Consider the following 20580-nt stretch of genomic DNA (forward strand, 5'->3'; position numbering starts at 1 on the left):
GAACGCGGTCGATCAGACCTGGACGCGGTCCGCGACGACCTTGGCCAGCTTGGCCAGCGCCTCGTCCTTGGCGATGCCGTTCTCCTGCGAACCGTCGCGGTAGCGGAAGGAGACGGTGCCCGCGGCCATGTCCTCGTCACCGACGATGACCATGAACGGCACCTTGAGCTTCTGGTGGTTGCGGATCTTCTTCTGCATGCGGTCGGAGGAGGCGTCCACCTCGACCCGCAGGCCCTGCTTCTTCGCCTCGGCGGCGAACTCCTGCAGGTACTCCACGTGCCCCTCGCCGATCGGGATGCCGACGGCCTGGACGGGGGCGAGCCACGGCGGCATGGCGCCCGCGTAGTGCTCCAGCAGGACGGCGAAGAACCGCTCGATGGAACCGAAGAGCGCACGGTGGATCATGACCGGCCGCTGCTTGGTGCCGTCGGGGCCGGTGTACTCCAGGTCGAAGCGCTCCGGCAGGTTGAAGTCGAGCTGGACGGTCGACATCTGCCAGGTGCGGCCGATCGCGTCCCGGCACTGGACCGAGATCTTCGGGCCGTAGAACGCGGCGCCGCCCGGGTCCGGAACCAGGGGCAGGCCCTGCTTCTCGGCGACCTGCTGGAGGGTCGCGGTGGCCTCTTCCCAGATCTCGTCGCTGCCGACGAACTTCTCCGGGTCCTTGGTCGACAGCTCCAGGTAGAAGTCGGTCAGACCGTAGTCGCGGAGCAGGTTCAGCACGAAGGTCAGCGTGCGGTCGAGCTCCTCCGCCATCTGCTCCTTGGTGCAGTAGATGTGCGCGTCGTCCTGGGTGAAACCGCGCGAGCGGGTCAGGCCGTGCACGACGCCGGACTTCTCGTACCGGTACACGGTGCCGAACTCGAAGAGGCGCAGCGGCAGTTCACGGTAGGAGCGGCCGCGCGCGTCGAAGATCAGGTTGTGCATCGGGCAGTTCATGGGCTTGAGGTAGTAGTCGGTACCACCGTCGAGCTGCATGGGGGGGTACATGCCCTCCGCGTACCAGTCCAGGTGGCCGCTCTTCTCGAAGAGGGTGCCCTTGGTGGCGTGCGGGGTGTAGACGAACTCGTAGCCCTCTTCCTCGTGCCGCTTGCGCGAGTAGTCCTCCATGGTGCGGCGGATGACGCCGCCGCGCGGGTGGAAGACGGCGAGGCCGGAGCCGATCTCGTCCTGTACGGAGAACAGGTCCAGCTCGGTGCCGAGCTTGCGGTGGTCGCGCTTCTCGGCCTCGGCGAGGAAGTCGAGGTGGGCCTTCAGCTCCTCCTTCGACGGCCACGCGGTGCCGTAGATGCGCTGGAGCATCGGGTTCTTCTCGCTGCCGCGCCAGTAGGCGGCGGCGTTGCGCATGAGCTTGAAGGCCGGGATGTTGCGGGTGGTGGGCAGGTGGGGGCCTCGGCAGAGGTCCTTCCAGCACAGGTCGCCGGTCTTGGCGTCGAAGTTGTCGTAGATGGTCAGCTCGCCGCCGCCCACCTCGACGTTCGCGCCGTCGTCGGTCGACGCCGCACCCTTGATGCCGATGAGTTCCAGCTTGTACGGCTCGTCCGCGAGCTCCTCGCGGGCCGCCTCGTCGGTGACGACGCGGCGGGCGAAGCGCTGGCCTCGCTTCTGGATCTCCTGCATCTTCTTCTCGATGACCTTGAGGTCCTCGGGGGTGAAGGGCTTGGCGACGTCGAAGTCGTAGTAGAAGCCGTCACGGACCGGCGGGCCGATGCCCAGCTTGGCCTCGGGGAACAGCTCCTGCACGGCCTGGGCCATGACGTGCGCGGTCGAGTGGCGCAGGATGTTCAGGCCGTCCTCGGAGGAGATCTCCACCGGCTCGACGGTCTCGCCGTCCTTCACCTCGTACGCGAGGTCCTTCAGCTCACCGGCGACGCGAGCGGCGACGATGGTGCGCTCGCCGGCGAAGAGCTCCGCCGCCGTAGTGCCCGTGGCCACCACGCGCTCGTCCCGCTCGGAATCGCGTTGGATGAACACACGGACGTCTGACACCGGTCTCTCCTGACTCAGGGGTGCGCGAGCGATCACTGCGCGCCTGAATCGTACCGAGCCGAGGGCCCGCGCCGTTAAACGGTTGTCCGGGGGTGCCCGCCGGGCCCGGGTAGCGTGACGCCCGACCGCCCCGCGCCCCGGAGGGAACCGCCCCGCATGCCCAGCCGCCCGAGCCCGTACGTCCGCCCGCTCGACCTCTGCGACGACGCCGCGGCCGGGGCGGTGCACCGGATCGGTCGGGCCGCCTACGCGGTGGAGGCAGCTCTGATCGGCTTCGACGGCATCCCCGCGCTCGGCGAGAGCCTGGCCGCGATGCGGGCCCGGCCGCTGCGCTGGCTCGGCGCGGTGACGGGGACCGGGGCGGGAAGCGGTGCGGGGACCGGGGCCGGGGCCGGGGCCGGGGCCGGGGCCGGGGCCGGGGCCGGGGCCGGGGCCGGGGAGATCGCCGGGTTCCTCGCCTGGGAGGAGGGACCCGAGGGGGTCGTCAGCCTGGACCGGTTGTGCGTGGACCCGGCCTGGTTCCGCCGGGGCGTTGCCTCCCTGCTGCTGGAGCACGCCCTGACGGAAGTCTTCCCGGACCGGCCCGTCGAGGTCACCACCGGAGCCGCCAATTCCCCCGCCGTGGCCCTGTACGAGCGCCTCGGCTTCGTCCGCGGGGCGGACTTCTCCCCGGTCCCGGGCCTGCGCATGGCCTCCTTCACCCGGGCGGCCACCGGGTCGTAGCGCCGCCCGCCGGGGCCCGTGGGATGGTGGGTGAGGGGACCCCCGGCGGTCGCGAGAGGAGACCCCCATGAGAGCCACGAGGTGCACGAGGTCCACGAAGAAGGCGGCTCTGGCCGTGGCGGCGACCGGTCTGCTGCTGGCCGGAGTGCCCGCGGGCTCCTTCGCCGCGACGGCGCGACCGGCCGTGACACCGGCCTCGACACCGGCCTCGACGCCCGCCGCCGCCCCGGCCGCCGCGTGCAAGGGCTCCCAGCTCACCTCGGCCGGCGCGCAGCGGACGCCCTCCGGTCAGGTGCGGTTCACGGTGGTCAACAAGGGCGGGCCGTGCGAGTTGCGGGGCTTCCCGACGGTCGCCCTCGCGGGCCAGGGCTCACCGGACAGGAACAAGCCGCTGAGTGTCAGCCCCCAGGGTCGGGCCGCCCCGGTCAAGCTGGCCGCGGGAGGCAAGGCCGTGACGGTGCTCTCCTTCACCCCGGTCCTCGGCGAGGCGGACGGCTACTGCGCCTCGGGCGCCGACCCGACCGTGGCCCCGTCCCTCGTGGTGGGTGTCGCCGGCGCGCGCTTCCAGGTCGGCCCGTCCGACGGCGGGGAGTTCGCCCTGTGCGGCGGCTCGGTCCGCGCGAGCGCCTTCCGCTGACCGAGCGGCCCCCGGGCGGGCTCAGTCGTCCGACGGGAGGACGTCCTCCGGGTCGAAGGAGGCGTCCAGGGCCTTCATCAGGCGGTCGCGTTCCACCTCGTCCAGCGGGACCGGGGTCAGGTCGGCCGCGTCGGTGAGCCGGCGGAAGCCGCCCCGGCGCTGGAGCCGGCCGCTGACCCGGACCGGGAGGCCGACGAGGTGGGCGTGGCCCGCGATCCGGTACGCCTCCTCGTCGAGCGCGACCCGTACGTAGGGGACCTCCGCCCCCGCGAGCACGCGGAGCCGGACGGTACCGCCTCCCCCGGCCGCCTTGCGCCGCATCCGCACCACGGCCCCCGCGATGCGGACGGGGACGGCGGGCTCGGCCCGGGTGTAGCGGGCGGCGGCCTCCCGCAGCACCGGCAGGTCGCCGGGCGAGAACTCCACCGGCTCGGGCCGCGCGGCGCAGCCCGCCGGGACCCCGGCGGCGGGGGCCCAGGCCAGGGTGACGCTGGCTCCCTCCGAACCCCGCACCAGGGCGATGAGGGCGTCGGCCAGCTCGCGGCTGACCCCGGCTTCGACCGCCGCGTCGAAGGCCTCCATGCCGCCGGTGGCCCGCCGGTAGTCCACCGCCTCGCGGGCCGCGTGCAGGGCGTGGTGGAGCCGGGTCACGGGCCCGCGTCCGCCGTCCACGGGGACGTAGGCGGACAGCCGGCGCCCGCCCGGGGAGGGCCCCACCAGGACCCCGTCCAGGGTGCGTTCGGCCTGGGCCTGGTGGCGGGCGCCGTGGTAGCCGGCGCGGGCGCGGTCGGCGAGGGCCCCGGCCAGCAGCAACCGCCTCGCGGCGGTGCGCAGTTGCTCCTGTACGGGCCAGGCGGCCTCGCTCTGGAACCCGTAGGCCCCCTGCGGGACCTCCCGCTCCCAGCGCACCTCGTCGCTGGGCACGCTCAACCCGAAGAGGACCTCCCGCGCCGAGGGCAGCCCGCTGAGCGTGAGGGCGGTCAGCGCCTCCTCCAGCAGGTCGGCGCAGTCGGGGAAGGCCCGGCTCTCGGGCACGAGCAGGCTGGTGCCCGAACGCCCCGGCGGGGTCCAGCGCCCGTATCGCCCGGCCGCGCCACCGCGCCGCAGCCAGCCGTGCCGGCGCAGCAGGGCGCCCAGCACCTTGGGGTCGACCTGGGCGGGATCGGGGCCGTCCGGTGGGTACTCGGGGGACGGGAGCGGTTCCAGGTGGGGTGAGTGCCAGTTCATCAGGGTGTCCCTCCCGACCCGACCCGGGTCATGATCTCGCACAGCGCACGGTCGTCGAAGATCCGCGTGGTGGGGATCCGTACGGTGGTGCGGCGCCGGCCGGTCACGGGGTGTCCGGCGAGGTTGGTCCAGTAGCAGCAGTGCCGCAGGTCGAGCCGGTCGTGTCCGGCGCTGAGCCACTGCTCGCGTTCCCTCGGTACGAGCATCACGACGAGGATCTTGTGGACGGCGACCGGCGTGCGGGCCAGCTTCACCAGGTGCTCGTTGTCGAGGGTGAAGCCGAAGGTGGCCCCGGCCGGTCGCGCGGGTATCTGGTAGGTCGCCTTGAGCTGCACCTTGATGGTGACCTCGTCGTCGACGACGTGTTCGGGCGCCCCGTGGGAGACGTGCCAGTCGATGCCGTTGTCGGGAAAGGGCGAGGACAGTGCGCAGCCGGCGGCGGCCGCGACGGCGTGCAGGTAGCCCACCTGGAGGGTCTCCATGCAGGCGGTGGTGGCGAGCGAGCCGCGCAGGGGTCCGGTCCGCGGACCGGTCCCCTCGTGCAGCACCCCGCCCGGTTCGGGCTGTGCGAGTGCCATGGCCGGCTCCCCATGCCTTCCGGGCCCTGCCGTGAGAGGTGTGGGGTGACGACCGGTCATGCGTGCGACCCCCCAGGGAAGTTGTCTCCGCACCCGGGTGCCCGCAAACGGCGTACGGGGCAAACAGCCCGGGTATCACCGTTGCGGCGGGAGTGGCGTGTACAGGAAGCCCCCACCCGCCGCTCGGGGACGAGGAGTTCGCCATGACGCGCTGGTACGAGGGCCCGCTGGCCGCATTCGACACGGAGACCACCGGGGTGGACGTCGAGCAGGACCGGATCGTGTCCGCCGCGCTCGTCGTGCAGGAGTGTGCGGGCGGCCGGGTCCGCACGACCCGGTGGCTGGTCAATCCCGGGGTTCCGGTGCCCCCGGGCGCCACCGAGGTGCACGGCCTGACCGACGACCACCTCCAGCGCAACGGCCGTTGGCCCGCGCCGGTGATGGAGGAGATAGCCCGCGCGCTCGGGGAGCAGCAGGTGGCGGGCCGGCCGGTGGTGGTGATGAACGCGCCGTTCGACCTGACGCTGCTGGACCGGGAGTTGCGCAGGCACCGGGCCTCGACGCTGGCCCGGTACCTGGACAACAGGCCGTTGACGGTGCTGGATCCGCGGGTGCTCGACAAGCACCTGGACCGCTACCGCAAGGGCCGCCGCACGTTGACGGACCTGTGCGCGCACTACGGGATAGAGCTGGAGGGGGCGCACGAGGCCTCGGCGGACGCGCTGGCCTCGCTGGAGGTCGTACGGGCGGTCGGGCGCAGGTTCGCGGCGCGGCTGGAGCGGCTGACGCCGGCGGAGTTGCACACGCTCCAGGCGGTGTGGCACGCGGCCCAGGCGCGGGGCCTGCAGGCGTGGTTCAGTCGGCAGGGCACTCCGGAGTCGGTGGACCCGCACTGGCCGCTGCGTCCGGACCTGTCGGCGGCGGCGTAGGTTCATCGGCTCGCAGCGGGCCCCCGCGGGAGGCCCCTGACATGCGGAAGGCCGGTCCGTCTTTCGACGGACCGGCCTGTCCCGGTGGGCGATACTGGGATCGAACCAGTGACCCCTTCGGTGTGAACGAAGTGCTCTCCCGCTGAGCTAATCGCCCGGGAACGCACTGAACAATACAAGAGCCTCGGGGTCTGTTCAAACCGCTTCCCCGGACACCTCCAGCCGGGCCGCCAGGGCGCGCTGTCCGGCGCGCATCATCAGTGCGTGGTTGAGGCGGAACACGGGCCGTCCGACGAGGGAGAACCGGCGCAGCGGCGCGGTCCTCACCTCCACCTCCTGCTCGTAGAGCGCCCGTGCGCGGACGGCGCGGCCGGGCCCGGTGCGCGGGCGGACGGTCCAGCGCGCCCAGCCGTCGAGGTCCCCGCGCAGGGCCACCTCCAACACGCCCCGCGCGGGATCGCGCACGAGCCGGGTGAGCGTGACGTGTATCCCGTACGGGAGGACGGAGCGGATCAGGGCGGCGCCGCTGTCGCGGCCGGCGGACTCTACGCGACGGACCTGGGGCCACCAGAGGGGATAGTGGCCGGGGTCCTCCAGTACGGAGAAGACGAGCGCGGGCGGGGCGTCGAGGTCCCACACGCTGCGGAAGCGGTAGTGCGTCCAGCGCTGCATGGCCCCAGTCTGGCCCGGTGGGGGTGACGGCGTCCCGGATACCGGAGCACGCCCCCGGTACGGGGAGGTACTCAGCGCCGATCTGAGTACGCACGCCCATGCCCTGAGGGGGTGACGGCCGCCACACTCCGACCATGAACACCCCGCTTCAGCCCGCCGAAGAGCTGGCGCTCATCGACCGCGAGTTGGTCCAACTCGACGCCCGACGGGCCTACTTGCTGGGCCGTCGGGACTGGCTGCTGCACCTGCTCCGGATGCCCGCGCCCGCGCCGCCGGTCGCCGGCGCCGTCCCCGGGACGGCCCCGAAGGCCCCGGCCCCGAGCGCGCAGACCGTCCTGTTGACCCTGGGCGCCGTGCTGTTGGCGGTGGCGGCGCTGGCCTTCACGCTGGTCGGCTGGGGCTCCCTGGGCATCGTCGGACGCTCGGCGGTGCTGGCCCTGCTGACGACGGCCGCGGCGGCCGTGCCCACCCTCCTGCTGCGGCGGGGGCTGCGCTCCACGGCCGAGTCGGTCGTCGCGGTGGCGCTGCTGCTGACCCTGCTCGACGCGTACGCCCTGCACGTGGTGGCCCTCCCGGACACCGATCCGGTGGCGTACGCGGCGTGGGCTGCGGCGGCCCTGGCGGCGCTGTGGGCCGGCTACGCGGTGGCGCCGGGCCGGCTGCGCCTGCCTCCCGTCGCGGCGATCTGCGCGGCGCAGCTGCCGTTGCCGTTGGCGGCGGCCGCCGCCGGGGCGGACGTGGCGGAGGGGGGCTGGGCCCTGCTGGCGACGGCGGCGCTGGACGCGACCCTCGCGGTGCTCGTGGTGCGGCGCGCGGTACGGATCCCGGCGGCGTCGGCGGCCGGGCTGCTCGGCGCCGGAGCGCTGACCGCAGCCCTGGCGGCCGCGGTGGACTCCCCCGGGTCGGTCGGCCCGGCGGCACTCCTGGCGGCGGCCGCCCTGCTCGGCGTCGCGGTGGCCTGGCGGGCACCGAAGGCCTGGGCGGCGGCCGTGGTGGGCGGCCTGGCGGGGGTCTCGGCCGTCGGGGCGCTGCTCCCGGCCGGGACGGGGGCCGGCTGGGCGGTGGCGGCGCGGGTGGCCGTGGCCTGCGCGCTGGCGGCGGCGGTCGTACGGGCGCCCGCGCTCCCGGAGCCGGTGCGGCGCGGTCTGCTGCGGGCCGGGGTGTGGACGGCCGCCCTCGCCGGCCTGTGGGCGGCGCCCGCGGCGGCGGTCCTCCTGGTGTCGCGGCTCGGGGTGCTGACCGAGGTGTGGGCCGCGACGACCCCGCACGCGGAGGGGATCACCCGAGGGGTGGCGCTCCCGGTGATCCTGCTGCTCGTGGCGGCGGCCCTGGCCCGCCCGGCCGGGGCGCTGCCGGCCCGGGAGTCGCGGGTGGCGGCGGTGGTGTGCGGCTGGGCCGCGCTGTTCACGGCCCCGATGCTCACCGCGCTCCCGGTGGCGGGGGTGCTCGGCGCGCAGCTGGCGGTGACGGCGGCGGCCGGGGCGGTGGCCCTGCGGGTTCCCGCGCGGGCCGTCGCGGGGGCCGCCGGGGTGTGCGCGGTGGTGGGCGCCCTGAACCTGTCGGTGGCGGCGCTGGACGGCCGGGCGGCGACCTTCGCGGTGCTCGGACTGCTGGGTGTCGGTGGGGCCTCGGCGGCGGCGTACGGGCCCGCCGCGCGCCCTCTGCGGGCCGGGGGCGCGGTGGCGGCCGTCTCGTACGCGGCGGCGCTGCTCGGGGCTCTGGGCGCGCTCACGGGGCTCTCCCCGGCCTGGATCGGGGTGGGCCTCCTCGCGCTGCCGGCGGTGGTGGCGGCCGTCGGTCCGCGGCTGGGCCCGGTGCGCGGGGCGGCGGAGGCCGCCTCGGTGGGGGTCGGGGTGGCGGCGGTGGCTCTCGGCGCCGGCGACCCCACGCTCCTGGCGTTGGTCCTCGCGCTGGGCGGGGTGATCTGCGCGGGAGCGGCCCTGCGCCCGGAACGGCGTGCGGCGCTCTGGGCCGCGGGAGCGCTGGGTGTCCTGGCCACCTGGGTCCGGCTCGGCGCGTCGGGGGTGACGGTCCCCGAGGCGTACACCCTGCCGGTCACCGTGCTCGCGCTGGCGGTGGGCGTGCTGCGCCGCCGCCGGGAGCCGGCGACCGCGTCCTGGCCGGCGTACGGGCCGGGGCTGGCCGCGACGCTGCTGCCGAGCCTGTGGGCGCTCTGGGCGGACCCGCACTGGCTCCGCCCGCTGCTGCTGGGGCTCGGCGCCCTGGCGGTGACCCTGGTGGGCGCCCGGCGCGGGCTCCGGGCCCCGCTGCTGCTGGGCGGCGCCGCGCTGGCGGCGGTGGCCCTGCACGAGTTGGCCCCGTACGTGGTCCAGGTGGTCGGGGCACTGCCGCGCTGGCTCCCGCCGGCCCTGGTGGGGGCGCTGCTGCTGGCGGTGGGTGCGACGTACGAGAAGCGCCTGCGCGATGCCCGCCGACTGCGCGGGGCGCTGGGCCGGCTCCGCTGATCCGGCGGGAAACGACAGCGGCCCGGAGACTCTTTCGAGTCTCCGGGCCGCTGCTCCGGGTGGGCGATACTGGGTTCGAACCAGTGACCCCTTCGGTGTGAACGAAGTGCTCTCCCACTGAGCTAATCGCCCGGACGCACCGCAAACATTACCGCATGTCAGCGGTGCTCCATGACCAGGTCACACGGCCTGGTCACGCGGTCTACTGGTCCTTGATGTTCCACGGCATCACGATGCCGTACTTCCACAGGTAGAAGCCGATCAGCGCGCCCGCGATCACCAGGCCGACGCTGGTGAGGATGATGTTGCGGCGGCGCACCTTCGGGTCGAGCGCCTTCTGCGCGGCCTCGCTGACCTTGCGCTTGGTCCAGCGCAGGGCGAGGTGGGCCCAGGCGAACTCGGTGGCCCAGATCGCCAGGCCCGCGAAGATCGCGACCCATCCGGGGCCGGGCAGGACGAGCATCGCGATGCCCGCGCCGATGACGGCGAGGCCGACGACGAAGACGCCGACCTGCCAGCTCAGGTGCAGGCTGCGGTTGGCTTTGATGAAGGCGGGCGCCTTCGACACGTGCGGCGCCTCTTCGGCGGACGCCTGGCTGGTTGCGGACTCGTCGGTCCGGCGGTCACTCCCCGTATCCATGCCGACGAATCTACCGGAGCCGGAAGCACACGTGAATGCCGGTTTCGATCCGCCGTTCGAGGGACCCAGAGGTCCGCAAAACGGTCAGAGGGGTTTACAACGGCACCGTAGGTGGCATGTCGATTTCGCCGACGTGCGAATCCCCGAGCGCACACTGAGCGAAAGGCCCTGGCGCTTATGAACACCACGGTCAGCTGCGAGCTGCACCTGCGCCTCGTTGTGTCGAGCGAGTCCTCACTGCCTGTTCCCGCGGGCCTGCGGTATGACACGGCCGACCCCTACGCCGTGCACGCCACCTTCCACACCGGCGCCGAGGAGACGGTCGAATGGGTATTCGCCCGTGACCTCCTCGCGGAGGGCCTCCACCGGCCCACCGGTACCGGCGACGTCCGCGTCTGGCCGTCCCGCAGTCACGGTCAGGGTGTCGTCTGCATCGCCCTGAGCTCACCGGAGGGAGAAGCACTGCTCGAAGCACCAGCACGAGCACTCGAGTCGTTCCTCAAGCGGACGGACGCCGCGGTCCCACCCGGGACCGAACACCGGCACTTCGACCTCGACAAGGAGCTCTCCCACATCCTGGCCGAAAGCTGAGCCGGCTCCGACAAGTGCACGACCGCTCGACACCGTCCGACTCGGGGCGACGGTGCGTGGCGGACAACCACATACGGACGTGCCGGCGCCGTTCCCGCGGAATCCACCCGCGGGAGCGGCGCCGGTGCGCTTGGGCGCCCCGCCGACGGCAGGCGCTAGAGTCGGCCCCCAGCGGCGGCGGCAGTCCGCTGCCGCCAGGCCGGCCCCCAGGGAGCGACTTTCGTGCAGATCCCCCACGACACCCGGCGCGCGCTCGACGTCGTCGTCGCGCTGGTGAACACCGCGGCCGAACCGGACCAGCCCGACGGGCTCTCCGACGTGGGATCGCTGCGCGGTTTCGTGCAGGAGTACGCGATCAGCGACGTCGGCGAACTCGGTGCCCGTGACCTCGCCGGGGTGCGGGCCGTGCGCGGCAAGTTCGCCCAGGTCTTCGCGGCGCCGAACTCCCGCGCCGCCTCCGTACTGATCAACGAGCTGGTCGCGACGGCCGGCACCACCCCGCAGCTGACCGACCACGACGGCTACGACTGGCACGTGCACTACTTCGCGCCGGGCGCCTCGGTGGGCGACCACCTGGCGGCCGACGGCGGCATGGCCCTGGCCTACATCGTGGTCTCCGCCGAACAGGAGCGGCTGCGCCGCTGCGAGGCCCCGGACTGCCGACGGGCCTTCGTGGACCTCTCCCGCAACCGGTCGCGCCGCTACTGCGACAGCCGGACCTGCGGAAACCGGCTGCACGTGGCGGCGTACCGGGCCCGCCGCAAGGAGGCGGACGCGCACCCGGGGGGCTCAGATCAGGTGGAGGTCGTGCACGGCGGCCAGCAGCAGCAGGGTTCCGATCACTCCTAGGAAGATCATCAGGGGCGGTTGGGAGAGGGCGAAGAGACAGCCGCGCCCTTCCGGGGCGAAGGCGACTTCGGCAACGGGAGCGGGAGCCGTCGGCTCACCCGGCGGGGTGTCGAACATGTCGGGGCGATGATCGCGCAGCACATGCCGAATCTGCCCCCAACACGCCTGTGGCGGGGCGGTGGTTCGCCCGGTTCTCGTCAGTTCAGGTGGTTCGCGGGGGCTTCTCCCCCGGCGGGCGTCGACGTCCGGTATGCGCGCGCCTGCTCCCGTGCCGGAGCGGGCCGGAACGCCGGACGTCGGTACGCGCTAGATGCCGTGCTTCTTGAGGATCGCCTCGATGTCGGAGAAGTCGTCCGCCGGAGCCGTAGGGGCGCCCTGTCGGGTCGGGCCGGATCCCTTGCCGAGGGACGGGGCAGAGGCGGTGGGGGCGACGGCGTCCCGGGTCGGGGCTCCCCCGGTCGCCTTCGGGGCCCGCGCCGCCTTCGGCTCCCGGCCCAGGCGCCGGCGCTCCACCGCGCGCGTCGTCACGAGCAGCAGGCAGGCCAGCGCGAGCAGTCCGAACCCGATCCAGACGGTGGGCTCGAAGACGATCCCGGACAGCCACTGCACCACGCCCGTCATCACGAGGGCGACCGGCACCAGCGCGTAGGCGGCGATCCGCGTCGCGGCCAGGAACCGCTTGCGGTAGGCGGTCAGCGCGGCGATGCCCAGGCCGGCCGCGGACACCGCGGAACATATGGTCTCGGCGAGCATGCGGTCCTCCGGGGATGGGCGGCGGGTGGGCGATCTGTCCCCATCCATCCTGCACCGGCCACCCCCGCCGGGGCCACGCCCGCGGCCCCCTCGGCGACGATCTCCGGGTCATCTCGGGGTCGCGCCTCCTCCCCAGGTCCCGGTGGGTGGCGGGGAGCGGGGGCTGGGAGACTGTGCGCATGACCGATTCCGTGATCCTCGACGTCTGGTGCGAACTCCAGTGCCCGGACTGCCACAGCGCTCTGGACGACGTACGCGCCCTGCGGGCCCGCTACGGCGACCGGCTGGACATCCGGCTGCGCCACTTCCCGCTGGAGAAGCACAAGCACGCCTTCGCCGCCGCGCAGGCCGCCGAGGAGGCCGTGGAGCAGGGCCGGGGCTGGCCGTACGTGGAGGCGCTGCTGGAGCGCACGGCCGAGCTCGGGGAGCGCGGCGAGCCGGTCCTGCTGGACGTGGCGCGTGAACTGGGCCTGGACGTCGAGGAGTTCGACACCGCCCTGATCGACGGCCGGCACATCCTGATCGTCGACGCCGACCAGGCCGAGGGCAAGGCCATCGGCGTGAGCGGAACCCCCACCTACGTGATCGACGGCGAGCGTCTCGACGGCGGCAAGAGCCAGGAGGGCCTGCGCGCCCGCATCGAGGAGATCGCGGACCGGCTGCTCGCGGGCTGAACCACCGGCCGGGGCGCGGGCCCGCTCAGAGCAGGTCCTTGGCGTAGTGGAAGCGGGTCGGCCGGTAGCCGAGGGATGCGTAGAGGCCCAGCGCCGGGACGTTGCCGGCGAAGACGTGGAGCCCGAGTCGGCGGTGGCCCGCGGCGAGGGCGGCGTGTTCCGCGAGGAGCATCAGGTCGCGGCCGTAACCGTGGCCCCGGTGTTCCTCGGCGACCGCGACGTCGTAGACGTACGAGCCCTCCTCGTTCGGGGCGACCCAGACCCGGCCGACGGGGACGCCGGCCGCCTCCAGGACGGTGAAGACCACCCCGGGGGTGTCCAGACCGCGCGGGAGCTGCGTGTCGTGGTCGGCCCGCGACTTGGCCCGGGCGGCCTCGGGGTCCATGCCCCGGGCGGTCCAGTCGGCTGCGTAGGAGGCCCGGGCCCGCCCGTCCCATTCCTCGTACTCGACGCCCGTCATGGGGCGGCCCCGCACCCCGGCGGAGAGCGCGGGCGGCTCGGCCGGGAGTTCCTTGACGAGGTTGCGGCCCTGCTCCGTGTAGCCGAGGGCGGCGGCGAGCCGCAGCCCGCCCGGGGAGTCGGCCGGGACCGAGGTCCGCACCCTGCGGCAGTCCCAGCCGCGCAGGACCTCCTCGGCGGCGAGCGCCGCGACGGTGGCCCGGCCCCGGCGGCGGTCGCGTTCGTCGACGACCAGGTCGCGGACCTCCCCGACGGTCGGCCCGAAGGGCGTGTCGGAGGCGATCAGCAGCGACCCGACGCGCCGACTGTTGACGCGGATCTCGTACGGGCGCGAGCGGGCGCCGCCCGCGTTCTGCCGGAGCGGCCCGGACGGCCGCAGGGTGGTGGTCATCCGTCGAGTTCTACCCGCCCCACGGCCGCCTGACTACAGGGTTACGGGGGTTCTCACGGGTCGATGTCGGAGGCGGCGCGCTCGTCGAAGACCCGCATCGCCTTGGCGGTGACGGGCCCGGGGGCGGCGGCGAGCCCGCGTCCGTCGATCCGGTGGGCGGCCTGTACGTCGCGCAGCGTGGAGGTCAGGAAGACCTCCTCGGCCCGCTCCAGCACGTCGAAGGGCAGCTCGGTCTCCTTGGCGCCGGTCCACTCCACGACCAGGGCGCGCGTGATGCCCGCGAGGCAGCCCGAGGCGACGGGCGGGGTGTGCAGTTCCCCGTCGAGGACGACGAAGACGTTGGAACCGGTGCCCTCGCAGAGGTGGCCGACGGTGTTGGCGAAGAGGGCCTCGGAGGCGCCGGCCGCGTGCGCGCGGGCCAGGGCGACCACGTTCTCCGCGTAGGAGGTGGTCTTGAGGCCGGTGAGCGCGGAGCGCTCGTTGCGGACCCAGGGGACGGTGATCGCCGCGGTGGTGTCCGGGCGGCGGGTGGTCCCGCCGAGGGCCACGACCAGGGTGGGCCCGGTCTCGCCGCGGTCGGAGCCGAGCGGGGAGAGGCCTCCCGTGTAGGTGATCCGCAGCCGGCCGAGCGGCACCGGGTTGGCCTCCAGCACGGCGGCGCAGGCGCGGCGGACCTCGTCGAGGTCCGGGTCGGGCAGCCCGAGGCCCCGGGCCGAGCGGGTCAGTCGGTCCAGGTGCCGGGTGAGGGCGAAGAGGGTGCCCTCCCGGGCCTTGAGGGTCTCGAAGACCCCGTCGCCCACCGTCAGCCCGTGGTCGAGCACCGACACCTTCGCGTCGTCGGCGTCCCGCAGCGTTCCGTCGAGCCAGATCCTCAACGTACGGTCCCTCCACTCAGGTCGCGCGCCTCGTACGGGCCCGACTCTTGTTCCCCCGACGCTAGCGCGACCAGCCGCGACGCCTTCAGTTCGGTCTCCGCCCACTCGCGCGCCGGGTCGGAGCCCCAGGTGATCCCGGCTCCGGTGCCGAAGCTCAGGCGGGGGCCGCCCGGGGCCGCGCGGTCGATCCAGAACGTGCGGATGCCCACGGCCAGCGCGGCGGTGCCCCGGTCGGCGTCGACCCAGCCGACGCCCCCGCAGTACGGGCCGCGGGGGGCCGTCTCCAGCTCCTCGATGATCCGCAGGGCGGAGGACTTGGGCGCGCCGGTGACGGAGCCGGGCGGGAAGGTGGCCTCGAACAGCTCGGGCCAGCCGGCGTGCTCGGCGAGTTCCCCGCTGACGGTGGACACGAGGTGGACCAGGCCCGGGTGCTCCTCCAGGGCGCACAGCTCGGGGACGGTGACGGAACCGGTGGCGCAGACCCGGCCCAGGTCGTTGCGTACGAGGTCCACGATCATCACGTTCTCGGCGTGGTCCTTGGGCAGCAGGTCGGCGGCGGTGCGGCCGGTGCCCTTGATGGGGCCGGACTCGATGCGGCGGCCCGCGCGGCCGAGGTAGAGCTCCGGGGAGGCGGTGGCGATCTCCACGCCGTGGGCCGGGAGGCGAATCGTTCCTGCGTAGGGGGCCGGATTGCCGCGCGCGAGCAGGGCGGTCAGGGCGTCCACGTCGGCGGTGTCCGGATCCGGCAGGGGCGCGGACATCACGCGGCAGAGATTGGCCTGATAGACCTCCCCCGCCGCGATGTACGCGCGGATCCGGCGCACGCCCGCGAGGTACGCGGAGCGGTCGAGCGAGGAGGACCACCGGTCGGCGGCCGGTCCGCGCCAGGCTCCGGGAACGGGCGCCGGCACGGGGTCGGTGCGTATGTCCCCGAAGCGGGCGCAGACCAGCCGGCCTTCGAAGTCGGCGGTCACGGCCCAGAACCCGGTGGAGTCGAGGGCGGAGGGGTCGCTGGTGACGTCTCGGAGGTCGGTCGCGAGCAGGCCGCCGAAGCGGGCCAGGGGAGGCAGGTCGTGCACGGCTGCGAGTCTATGACCGGTGACGCGATGGCGCCGGTGAGGTGACGGTGGGGTGACCGGTGGTGATCGGAGCGCAGCACGCTGCGGAAACGCGTTTTTGAGCTGGCCCGGGAATCCGCTAGAGTTCAACTCGTCGCCAGGGAGCGAAGGGGGCAACCCCGGAGCGAACACGGTGACCTGCGGACGTAGCTCAGTTGGTAGAGCACCACCTTGCCAAGGTGGATGTCGCGAGTTCGAGTCTCGTCGTCCGCTCGTAGTGGGGGATTTCTTCCCGAGAACCCCTGCGGCTCCATGGTGGAGTGGCCGAGAGGCGAGGCAACGGCCTGCAAAGCCGTCTACACGGGTTCAAATCCCGTCTCCACCTCCAAGGACGATTAGCTCAGCGGGAGAGCGCTTCCCTGACACGGAAGAGGTCACTGGTTCAATCCCAGTATCGTCCACTGGTCCGCAAGGATCCCCGCGCGATTAGCTCAGCGGGAGAGCGCTTCCCTGACACGGAAGAGGTCACTGGTTCAATCCCAGTATCGCGCACGCAGTACACTCACCACCTACGGTCGATGACCGTGGTCCCGCGCGATTAGCTCAGCGGGAGAGCGCTTCCCTGACACGGAAGAGGTCACTGGTTCAATCCCAGTATCGCGCACCACCCTCCGCAAGCCCCGGCCGATTCGGCCGGGGCTTGCGGCGTTCGGGCCGGTGGGTCAGGACGAGAAGAGCATCCGGCCGAAGCCGCCCTTGTGGTGGCCGTGACCGTGACCGTGGCCGCCGTGGTGCTGGGGGGCTCCCCAGGCGGGGGCGGGTGCCGCGTGCTGGACCGGGTACGGGGCCGGCGGCGCGGCGGGCGGCGGGACCTGGCCGTACTGCTGGGTGTACTGGGACTCCAGGCGGGTCAGCGCCTCCAGCTCGCCGTAGTCCAGGAAGATGCCCCGACAGCCGCTGCACTGCTCTATCTGAACGCCGTTGCGGTTGTAGGTGTGCATCATCGCGTGACACTTCGGACACTGCATGACCGGATCAACTCCTCGCCGTCGCGTCGACACCGGATGTCTGCCCGGTGTCGTGGCGCTCACCCTACGACGCGGGCTCGGACTCCAACTCGGGCGGGAGCGAGACCATTCGGCCACAGGCCTCCACCACGAGCCGCTCCGCCTCGTCGAGCCGGCGACCGGCCCGCGCCGACTTGGCCAGCGCGAGCGCGGCGGTCTGTACGGTCAGCGCCCGCGCGGCGAGGTCGAGTTCCGGCCACGGGTCGCTGCCGGGCGGGCCGGCCGCCGGGCCGCCCGCGGCGCGGTAGGCGTCCAGGAAGCGCAGCCACTGGGGCGCGGGGAGGATCCCGGCCGCGTACCAGGCGGCGGGGCGGGCCAGGTCCCAGGTCGGGGTGCCGAGGCCGAGGTCGTCCACGTCGATCAGCCGCCAGGGGCCGCCCGGAGCGGGGTGGCGTACGAGCTGGCCCAGGTGGAAGTCGCCGTGGCACAGGGTCCCGCCGGGCGGAGGGTCGCCCTGGCCGCGGACCCAGCCCGGCAGGGCGCGGGCCGCCGCGCGCACGGCCCCGGCACCTTCCGGCTCGGGGTGCGGGGTCCGCTCCAGGCGGTCCAGGGCGCGGGCGACCTTGGCCGGGCCGCGCATGGGGGGCACCGGGCCGGGGAGGGCCTCGGGCGGGACGCGGTGCAGGGCCGCCAGCAACCGGGCCGCCGCCTCCCAGGGCGCGCCCTCGGGACGCCCCGGGTCGACGGGGGTCCCGTAGGGCCACAGGGAGACGGGCCGGGCATGGAGGGACCCGGTGCGCAGCGGGCGCAGCAGGATCCCGGCGAGCGGGGCGGACCCGGCGAGGCGCAGGCGGGCGGCGAGGGCCCGCGGGTCGCTGTCCGGGGCGTGCGCCTTGGCCACGGTTTCCCCGCAGCGCACGACGGTCCCGTCCGGGCGGTCGGCGAGGAGGGCGTACGGGGCGGGTTGCCCGTCCGAGCCCCAGTCGGCGAGCACGTCCGGGGTCACCGGTCGGGTGCGCGCCCGTACCCGTACGGGGTCGCCCTCGCCGTCGTCGTCGGTCATCGTGCCTCCCCTGGTGTCCCGGGGCAGGTTACGGGGAGGAGCCCGGACATGAGGAAGGGTGCCGCACGTCCGGCTCCCCAGCCGGACGTGCGGCACCCTTCACCTGCCGTCCGTTCTCGCGCCCCCGTCCCCACGGGGTTCGACGGGCCGATGTCCCGGTCCGGGCCGCTCTCCCGGACCCGGGGCGCCGCTCAGCGCCCCAGCACCACGCCCACGGACGACGCCTGTGCCACCACCTGGTCGAAGCCTCCGAAGAGGAAGAGCAGGAGGGCGGCCAGGGGAAGCACCATGGCCGCGGCCACCAGTGGGTGGCGCGTGCCGGACTCGTGGCCGTTGAACGCGAAAGCCTTGCGTCCTTGCCGTGCGGTGTCCGCCATGGTCCTCTCCCTGTCGTCTGACAGCGGCGGGCTTGTGACCTCGGGGGACGAGTGCTCCACCCGCCGCTTGTCTTCAACACTAGGCCGCGGAAAGGCTCCTGGCCTCATGCCCTCGTACCCTTGGCGGGCCTCCATGAGGATGACGAGGGGACCACGCGCGTACTCCCCTGGGTGGAGATCGCGGTCGCGGTGTGGGGGTCTTCCCGGAGGGGATGACCGGAGCGTGGTGACTTCTCTCACTTCCGTCACTCCCCGCACACGTGTGTCCTCGTACGGGGTACGGCCGCGCTCCCCCGGTCGGGTCGCGCGCTCCGCCGGGCGGCTGACGGCCGTACGGGAGCGCCCGGAGCCCAATCTCCTTGTCCCGCAGGGTGTTTGGGGCAGCCCTGCCGGACGGGGTCACAGGGTCTCCCACCGGCGGCGGAACCCTCAAGTGGCCTGCTGCGTACTGACGATCGAATCCCCTGACGAGGGCGCGGCCTCTGAGCACGCATGCCGGATGGTCCGTAAGCTGTGCCAGGTCAACAGGACGACCGGTCAGCGGGGTGGACATGGCGATGATGCGGCTCCGGCGCGAGGACCCGCGTGTCGTCGGCTCGTTCAGACTGCACCGGCGGCTCGGCGCCGGCGGGATGGGCGTGGTCTACCTGGGATCGGACCGGCGCGGACAGCGCGTGGCGCTCAAGGTGATCCGGCCCGATCTGGCCGAGGACCAGGAGTTCCGTTCGCGGTTCGCCCGTGAGGTGTCCGCCGCGCGGCGGATCCGGGGCGGCTGCACGGCGCGGCTGGTCGCCGCCGACCTCGAAGCCGAGCGGCCCTGGTTCGCGACCCAGTACGTGCCCGGTCCCTCGCTGCACGACAAGGTGGCCGAGGAGGGCGCCCTGACGGCCTCGCAGATCGCGGCCATCGGGGCGGCGCTCTCCGAGGGCCTGGTCGCCGTCCACGAGGCGGGGGTGGTCCACCGGGACCTCAAGCCCTCCAACATCCTGCTCTCCCCCAAGGGCCCGCGGATCATCGACTTCGGGATCGCCTGGGCCACGGGCGCGAGCACCCTCACCCACGTGGGCACCGCGGTGGGCTCCCCCGGTTTCCTCGCGCCCGAACAGGTGCGCGGGGCCGCCGTGACCCCGGCGACGGACGTCTTCGCGCTCGGCGCCACCCTCGCCTACGCGGCCACCGCCGACTCCCCCTTCGGCCACGGCAGTTCCGAGGTCATGCTGTACCGGGTGGTGCACGAGGAACCGCACCTGGTCGGGGTGCCGGACGCGCTCGCGCCGCTGGTGCGGGCCTGCCTGGCCAAGGACCCGGAGGAACGGCCGACCACCCTCCAGCTGTCGATGCGGCTCAAGGAGATCGCGGCGCGCGAGGCGCAGGGGCTCGGCGACGGGCGTCCGCCGGTCCAGCGGGCCCGGGTCGCCGACCGGCCCACGGACCGGCTTCCCGAGGGGGCCTACGCCGACCAGAGCACGCAGCGTCGTACGACGGGCGGTTCTCCCGCTCCCCGGGGGCAGGGGCCGCACAGCGGACCGCACTCGCGACCCTCGTCCTCCCGCAACCCCGGCTCCACGGCCGGCCGTACGGGCGGTCGCCCGGCGCCCCGGACCACCGGGACGGGCCGGCGCCCCGCGCGGCCGGACCCGAGGCTGCTGCGGCAGCGCCTGATCGTGTTCGTGGTGGTCACCCTGCTGGTGGCCCTGGGCATCGCGCTGGCGCAGAAACTCTGAGGGGGGCGTCCCGCCGCCGGCGGAGCACCCCCCTCGATCACGGTCCTCAGTCCTGGTGGGCGCCGGCCACAGCGTAGAAGGCGACGGCGGCGGCCGCGCCCACGTTGAGCGAGTCCACTCCGTGCGCCATCGGGATCCGCACCCATTCGTCGGCGGCCACCAGGGCCTGGGTGGACAGGCCGTCGCCCTCCGCGCCGAGCATCAGGGCGACCCGGTCCTGGGAGCGCGGCACGGCCCGCTCGATCGGCGTGGCCTTCTCGTGCGGGGTGAGGGCGAGGAGCTTGAAGCCCGCCTCGCGCACGGCGTCGAGGCTCTTGGGCCAGGCTTCCAGCCGGGCGTAGGGCACGGAGAAGACCGCGCCCATGGAGACCTTCACCGAACGCCGGTAGAGCGGGTCCGCGCAGTCCGGCGAGAGCAGGACCGCGTCCATGCCGAGGGCCGCCGCGCTGCGGAAGATGGCCCCGATGTTGGTGTGGTCGTTGACGGCTTCCATGACGGCCACCCGGCGGGCCGTGGACAGCAGTTCCTCGGCCGTGGGCAGCGGCTTGCGCTGCATGGAGGCGAGGGCGCCCCGGTGCACGTGGTAACCGGTGACGCGTTCGGCGAGCTCCGGGCTGACGGCGTAGACGGGGGCGGGGAGCTCGTCGATCACGTCGCGCATGACGTCGACCCACTTGGCCGAGAGCAGCATCGAGCGCATCTCGTACCCGGCGTCCTTGGCCCGTCTGATCACCTTCTCGCCCTCGGCGATGAACAGGCCTTCGGCCGGCTCGCGCCTGCGCCGCAGTTCGACGTCGGTCAGGCCCGTGTAGTCGCGCAGGCGGGGATCGTCCGGATCTTCGACGGTGATGAGATCAGCCACAGGGTGATACTGCCTTGTCCTGGGTGTGGTGCCAACG

Annotated in this window: 22 protein-coding genes and 7 tRNA genes; 13 read left to right on the forward strand and 16 right to left on the reverse strand. The window is 73.8% G+C overall.

All coding sequences use genetic code 11. The annotated features are described in order from the left end of the window. Nucleotides 1-12: 12 nt before the first annotated feature. On the reverse strand, nt 13-1989 hold the full coding sequence (thrS, locus tag ACIOD1_RS27035; protein WP_401905142.1) for a threonine--tRNA ligase: 1977 nt from the start codon (nt 1987-1989) through the stop codon (nt 13-15). A 156-nt stretch (nt 1990-2145) separates the two neighbouring features. On the opposite strand from thrS, the gene ACIOD1_RS27040 reads away from it, so the two are divergent. Together ACIOD1_RS27040 and ACIOD1_RS27045 are read left to right on the forward strand one after the other, a co-directional pair. Then, entirely contained in the window at nt 2146-2712 is a 567-nt protein-coding gene (locus ACIOD1_RS27040) for a GNAT family N-acetyltransferase (RefSeq protein ID WP_401905145.1), read from the forward strand. A gap of 67 nt (nt 2713-2779) precedes the next feature. Beyond that, a complete protein-coding gene (locus ACIOD1_RS27045; protein WP_401905148.1) occupies nt 2780-3349 on the forward strand; it encodes a DUF4232 domain-containing protein in 570 nt (189 codons plus the stop codon). 21 nt (nt 3350-3370) lie between these two features. Here ACIOD1_RS27045 and ACIOD1_RS27050 read toward each other — a convergent pair whose 3' ends face one another. After that, entirely contained in the window at nt 3371-4576 is a 1206-nt protein-coding gene (locus tag ACIOD1_RS27050; protein ID WP_401905151.1) for a hypothetical protein, read from the reverse strand. After that, nucleotides 4576-5154, reverse strand: coding sequence for a DUF4365 domain-containing protein (locus ACIOD1_RS27055; protein WP_365626931.1), 579 nt, complete (start codon nt 5152-5154; stop codon nt 4576-4578). Before ACIOD1_RS27055 ends, ACIOD1_RS27050 begins: the two co-directional genes overlap by 1 nt. Before the next feature lie 203 nt (nt 5155-5357). On the opposite strand from ACIOD1_RS27055, the gene ACIOD1_RS27060 reads away from it, so the two are divergent. Continuing rightward, the gene (locus tag ACIOD1_RS27060) at nt 5358-6083 is read left to right on the forward strand and encodes a 3'-5' exonuclease (protein ID WP_365626934.1); all 726 of its coding nucleotides are present in this window, start codon (nt 5358-5360) and stop codon (nt 6081-6083) included. Nucleotides 6084-6168: 85 nt separating this feature from the next. Here the strand turns inward: ACIOD1_RS27060 and ACIOD1_RS27065 are convergent. Then, nucleotides 6169-6240, reverse strand: a tRNA-Val gene (locus ACIOD1_RS27065). Nucleotides 6241-6278: 38 nt separating this feature from the next. Further along, nucleotides 6279-6755, reverse strand: coding sequence for an SRPBCC family protein (locus ACIOD1_RS27070; protein ID WP_365626937.1), 477 nt, complete (start codon nt 6753-6755; stop codon nt 6279-6281). Nucleotides 6756-6889: 134 nt separating this feature from the next. Here ACIOD1_RS27070 and ACIOD1_RS27075 point away from each other — a divergent pair, with 134 nt between their 5' ends. After that, a complete protein-coding gene (locus ACIOD1_RS27075) occupies nt 6890-9220 on the forward strand; it encodes an SCO7613 C-terminal domain-containing membrane protein (protein WP_401905155.1) in 2331 nt (776 codons plus the stop codon). A 60-nt stretch (nt 9221-9280) separates the two neighbouring features. Here the strand turns inward: ACIOD1_RS27075 and ACIOD1_RS27080 are convergent. Both ACIOD1_RS27080 and ACIOD1_RS27085 read right to left on the reverse strand, forming a co-directional pair. Further along, nucleotides 9281-9352, reverse strand: a tRNA-Val gene (locus ACIOD1_RS27080). Nucleotides 9353-9422: 70 nt separating this feature from the next. Next, nucleotides 9423-9860, reverse strand: a complete 438-nt coding sequence (locus tag ACIOD1_RS27085; protein WP_365626943.1) for a TIGR02611 family protein — start codon at nt 9858-9860, stop codon at nt 9423-9425. Nucleotides 9861-10037: 177 nt separating this feature from the next. On the opposite strand from ACIOD1_RS27085, the gene ACIOD1_RS27090 reads away from it, so the two are divergent. Together ACIOD1_RS27090 and ACIOD1_RS27095 are read left to right on the forward strand one after the other, a co-directional pair. Next, entirely contained in the window at nt 10038-10451 is a 414-nt protein-coding gene (locus ACIOD1_RS27090; RefSeq protein WP_030011909.1) for an SsgA family sporulation/cell division regulator, read from the forward strand. A 222-nt stretch (nt 10452-10673) separates the two neighbouring features. After that, nucleotides 10674-11300 (forward strand): CGNR zinc finger domain-containing protein, encoded by a 627-nt coding sequence (locus ACIOD1_RS27095; RefSeq protein ID WP_365626946.1) that lies wholly within the window; start codon nt 10674-10676, stop codon nt 11298-11300. On the opposite strand, the gene ACIOD1_RS27100 is transcribed toward ACIOD1_RS27095, so the two are convergent. Together ACIOD1_RS27100 and ACIOD1_RS27105 are read right to left on the reverse strand one after the other, a co-directional pair. Next, nucleotides 11241-11441, reverse strand: coding sequence for a hypothetical protein (locus ACIOD1_RS27100; RefSeq protein ID WP_365627177.1), 201 nt, complete (start codon nt 11439-11441; stop codon nt 11241-11243). The genes ACIOD1_RS27095 and ACIOD1_RS27100 overlap by 60 nt on opposite strands. A gap of 165 nt (nt 11442-11606) precedes the next feature. Next, nucleotides 11607-12053, reverse strand: coding sequence for a hypothetical protein (locus ACIOD1_RS27105; protein WP_401905158.1), 447 nt, complete (start codon nt 12051-12053; stop codon nt 11607-11609). A gap of 179 nt (nt 12054-12232) precedes the next feature. Between ACIOD1_RS27105 and ACIOD1_RS27110 the strand changes: the two genes are divergently transcribed. Beyond that, entirely contained in the window at nt 12233-12727 is a 495-nt protein-coding gene (locus ACIOD1_RS27110) for a DsbA family protein (RefSeq protein ID WP_365626952.1), read from the forward strand. A gap of 25 nt (nt 12728-12752) precedes the next feature. On the opposite strand, the gene ACIOD1_RS27115 is transcribed toward ACIOD1_RS27110, so the two are convergent. Genes ACIOD1_RS27115 through ACIOD1_RS27125 form a run of 3 tightly spaced genes read right to left on the reverse strand, consistent with a single transcriptional unit; the run spans nt 12753 to nt 15531 of the window. Continuing rightward, the gene (locus ACIOD1_RS27115) at nt 12753-13577 is read right to left on the reverse strand and encodes a GNAT family N-acetyltransferase (RefSeq protein WP_401905160.1); all 825 of its coding nucleotides are present in this window, start codon (nt 13575-13577) and stop codon (nt 12753-12755) included. Nucleotides 13578-13630: 53 nt separating this feature from the next. Next, nucleotides 13631-14452: an aminotransferase class IV gene (locus ACIOD1_RS27120; RefSeq protein ID WP_401905162.1), complete on the reverse strand. Its 822-nt coding sequence runs from the start codon at nt 14450-14452 to the stop codon at nt 13631-13633. Beyond that, nucleotides 14449-15531, reverse strand: a complete 1083-nt coding sequence (locus ACIOD1_RS27125) for a chorismate-binding protein (RefSeq protein ID WP_365626961.1) — start codon at nt 15529-15531, stop codon at nt 14449-14451. Before ACIOD1_RS27125 ends, ACIOD1_RS27120 begins: the two co-directional genes overlap by 4 nt. Before the next feature lie 179 nt (nt 15532-15710). Here ACIOD1_RS27125 and ACIOD1_RS27130 point away from each other — a divergent pair. The 5 genes from ACIOD1_RS27130 (at nt 15711) to ACIOD1_RS27150 (ending at nt 16177) form a co-directional block, all read left to right on the forward strand. Beyond that, a tRNA-Gly gene (locus ACIOD1_RS27130) sits at nt 15711-15783 on the forward strand. Nucleotides 15784-15824: 41 nt separating this feature from the next. Continuing rightward, nucleotides 15825-15898 (forward strand) — tRNA-Cys (locus ACIOD1_RS27135). Between the two features lies 1 nt (nt 15899). Continuing rightward, nucleotides 15900-15971: transfer RNA gene (locus ACIOD1_RS27140), tRNA-Val, on the forward strand. Nucleotides 15972-15990: 19 nt separating this feature from the next. Then, a tRNA-Val gene (locus ACIOD1_RS27145) sits at nt 15991-16062 on the forward strand. 40 nt (nt 16063-16102) lie between these two features. Further along, nucleotides 16103-16177, forward strand: a tRNA-Val gene (locus ACIOD1_RS27150). Nucleotides 16178-16232: 55 nt separating this feature from the next. On the opposite strand, the gene ACIOD1_RS27155 is transcribed toward ACIOD1_RS27150, so the two are convergent. From ACIOD1_RS27155 to ACIOD1_RS27165, 3 genes are all read right to left on the reverse strand, one after another. After that, nucleotides 16233-16538: a zf-TFIIB domain-containing protein gene (locus ACIOD1_RS27155; protein WP_401905164.1), complete on the reverse strand. Its 306-nt coding sequence runs from the start codon at nt 16536-16538 to the stop codon at nt 16233-16235. A 64-nt stretch (nt 16539-16602) separates the two neighbouring features. After that, nucleotides 16603-17580, reverse strand: coding sequence for a phosphotransferase family protein (locus ACIOD1_RS27160; protein ID WP_401905167.1), 978 nt, complete (start codon nt 17578-17580; stop codon nt 16603-16605). 191 nt (nt 17581-17771) lie between these two features. After that, nucleotides 17772-17957: a hypothetical protein gene (locus ACIOD1_RS27165; RefSeq protein WP_365626970.1), complete on the reverse strand. Its 186-nt coding sequence runs from the start codon at nt 17955-17957 to the stop codon at nt 17772-17774. A 551-nt stretch (nt 17958-18508) separates the two neighbouring features. On the opposite strand from ACIOD1_RS27165, the gene ACIOD1_RS27170 reads away from it, so the two are divergent. Further along, entirely contained in the window at nt 18509-19681 is a 1173-nt protein-coding gene (locus ACIOD1_RS27170) for a protein kinase domain-containing protein (protein ID WP_365626973.1), read from the forward strand. Nucleotides 19682-19727: 46 nt separating this feature from the next. On the opposite strand, the gene ACIOD1_RS27175 is transcribed toward ACIOD1_RS27170, so the two are convergent. After that, complete coding sequence (locus ACIOD1_RS27175) at nt 19728-20543, reverse strand: RNA methyltransferase (RefSeq protein ID WP_365626976.1); 816 nt, start codon at nt 20541-20543, stop codon at nt 19728-19730. Nucleotides 20544-20580: the final 37 nt, after the last annotated feature.

Origin of the sequence: Streptomyces sp. NPDC088097, from assembly GCF_044741845.1 — a bacterium.
Classification (GTDB): Bacteria; Actinomycetota; Actinomycetes; order Streptomycetales; family Streptomycetaceae; genus Streptomyces.